Annotated in this window: 3 protein-coding genes; all 3 read left to right on the top strand. The window is 79.3% G+C overall.

The genetic code is table 11. The annotated features are described in order from the left end of the window. A partial coding sequence (locus tag PYV61_RS23675; protein WP_275836340.1) for an FAD-dependent oxidoreductase occupies positions 1-579 on the top strand: 579 nt, incomplete at its 5' end. A 13-nt stretch (positions 580-592) separates the two neighbouring features. Beyond that, the gene (locus tag PYV61_RS23680) at positions 593-1,651 is read left to right on the top strand and encodes a hypothetical protein (protein WP_275836341.1); all 1,059 of its coding nucleotides are present in this window, start codon (positions 593-595) and stop codon (positions 1,649-1,651) included. 83 nt (positions 1,652-1,734) lie between these two features. Then, positions 1,735-2,741 (top strand): S41 family peptidase (locus tag PYV61_RS23685; RefSeq protein WP_275836342.1); only part of this gene is annotated, 1,007 nt, incomplete at its 3' end.

Here is a 2,741-nt window from a genome sequence, read left to right on the forward strand (position 1 = left end):
GACGCCGTCGTGCTGGCCACCGACGGCGACGCGGCCGCCGCCCTGGCGCGCGCCGCCGGCCTCGCCGTCGCCGCCCCCGCCGCAGGCGGGCCGCTCGGCGGCACGACGGCGTTCCTCGCGTGCGACGAGGCCCCGCTCCCCGGGCGCGCGATCTGGCTGGGCGCGCGCCCCGACGCGCCGATCGCGCACGCGGTGACGCTCACCGAGGTCGCGCCCGAGTACGCGACGCCCGACGCGCGCCGCGGGCGCCACCTGCTCGCCGCCACGGCGGTGGGCGCGCACGCCGACCGCGACGGCGCGACGCTGCTGCGCGACGGCGACGAGATCGTCGGCGCGCTGCGCGCCGCCGCGCGACTCGCGCCGCTCGCCCCCGACGCGCTGTCGCCGGTGGCCGTCGAGCGGGTGCCCTGGTCGCAGTTCCCGCAGCCGCTGGCCGCCGCCGCGCGGCGCGGCGACGTCGCGTACGCGCTGCCCGGGCTCTACCGCGCCTCCGAGGCCGCGCACACCAGCTCCCTCGAGGGGGCCGCGCGCGGCGGCGTGCTCGCCGCGCGCGCCGTGCTCCGCGCCCCCGCGCCCTAGGACGCGCGCCGCCGTGTACGCGCGCTGCCTCTTCTGCCAGGCGGACCTCGGGCGCAACGCGGCGGTGGAGCACTTCCCCGTCGGGCGCCGGCTCGCGTACGACGCCGCGAAGGGGCGGCTGTGGGTCGTCTGCCGCCGCTGCGCGCGGTGGAACCTCACGCCGCTCGAGGAGCGGTGGGCGGCGATCGAGGAGGCGGAGGCGCTGTTCTCGCGCGCGCGGCGGCGCATCGCGACCGACAACGTCGGGCTGGCGCGCGTGGCCGACGGGACGGAGCTGGTGCGCGTCGGCGCGCCGCCGCCGCGCGAGCTGGCGGCGTGGCGCTACGGCGACCAGTTCGGGCGCCGGCGGCGGCGGCAGATCGGGCTGGCCGGCGTCGGCGTCGCGGTCGGCGCGGCGGTGATCGTCGGCGGGCCGGTCACCGGCCTCCTCGCCGGCGGCGCGATCAACGCGGTCAGCCTCGGCTACCAGGCCGGGATGCACTGGTGGATGCGACGCCGCGTCGTGGCGCGCGTGGACGTCCCGCAGCCCGACGGCGGCGCGCGCGAGCTCCGGCTCGCGGCGCTGCACGCGGGGCGCGCGCGGCTGCACGCGGGCGGCGTCGACGACTGGGCGCTGGAGGTGGCGCACATGGGCGACGGCGAGCGGCTGCGCTACGGCGCGACGGGGCTGCGCCACGAGACGCCCTCGCTCCTGCTGCGCGGCGACGCCGCGCGCCGCGCCGCCGGGCGCATCCTGCCGCACGTCAACGTCGGCGGCGGCGCGCGCCGCACCGTCGACGAGGCGCTCGGCGTGCTCGAGGGCGCCCGCACGGTCGACCGGCTCTTCATCGACGCCGCACGCCACCTCGATGCGGCGGCCGGCCGCGCCGACCCGCGGCGCGCGCTTCTCCTCGGCACCCTGCCGGCGTCGATGCGGCTGGCGCTCGAGATGGCCGCGCACGCGGAGCAGGAGCGGCGCGCCATGGAGGGGGAGCTCGCCGAGCTGGAGCGGGCGTGGCGGGAGGCCGAGGAGATCGCCGCGATCGCGGACGACCTCCTCCTCCCGGCGCGCATCCGCGACCGGCTGCGGTAAACCGGCCCGGGGGTCCCGGGTGTCCGAATCTCCGCGGGCCCGCGAAACGTATACGTTTTGCCCGCTCACCCCCGGAGGTCCCCATGCGCCGTCTCGCCCTCGCCCTCCTGGTCGCCGCCCCCGTCGGCGCCCAGCAGCCCGCCCCCCTCACCGCGGCCGCCCGCGCCGAGGTGATCGACACCGTCGCCGCCCGCATGGCGCGGATGTACGTCAGCGCCGACACGGCGCGCCTGATCGCCGACCGGCTGCGCGCCCGGCTCCGCGCCGGCGCGTACGACACGGCGGCGGCCCCCGCGCGGTTCGCCGAGCTGGTGACCACCGACCTGCGGGCGGTGAACGGCGACCTGCACCTCGGGCTGCGGCACGCGGGCGGCGCGGGGCCGGGGCGCGCGCCGGCCGGGCCGCCGCCGGCGCGGAGCACGAACTTCGGGCTGACGAAGGTCGAGGTCCTCCCCGGCAACGTCGGCTACCTCGAGATCACCGGCTTCCAGGGGGCGCCGGGCTATGAGGAGGCGGTGGCCGACGCGCTGCGCTTCCTCTCGCGCACCGACGCGCTGATCGTCGACGTGCGCCGCAACGGCGGCGGGAGCGGCGCGATGAGCCACCTCGTCTTCAGCCACTTCCTCGGCGAGACGCCGGTGCCGACGATCCGCGTCGTCGAGCGCGGCACCGGGCGCGACGAGATCGAGCGGAGCGTCGCCAGGGTCCCGGGCCCGCGGCGCCCCGACGTCCCGCTCTACGTGCTCACGAGCCAGGGGACCGGGTCGGCGGCGGAGGAGTTCAGCTTCGTGCTCAAGAACCAGGGGCGGGCGACGATCGTCGGCGACCGCACGGCGGGCGCGGGGCACATGGTGCGCGCGGTGCCGGCGGGGCACGGCTTCGTCGTCAGCGTCTCGATCACGCGCGTCACCGACCCGAAGACCGGGAAGGAGTGGGAGCGCGACGGCGTGCAGCCCGACCTGCGCGTCCCCGCCGAGCGGGCGCTGGAGGCCGCGCACGCGGCGGCGCTGCGCACGGTGGCGCAGCAGGCGGACTCGTCGCACCGCGCGCTGCTCGGGCTCCTGGCCGAGGCGGTGGACGCGCGCGCGGC

The organism is Roseisolibacter sp. H3M3-2 (assembly GCF_029211165.1).
Classification (GTDB): domain Bacteria; phylum Gemmatimonadota; class Gemmatimonadetes; order Gemmatimonadales; family Gemmatimonadaceae; genus Roseisolibacter.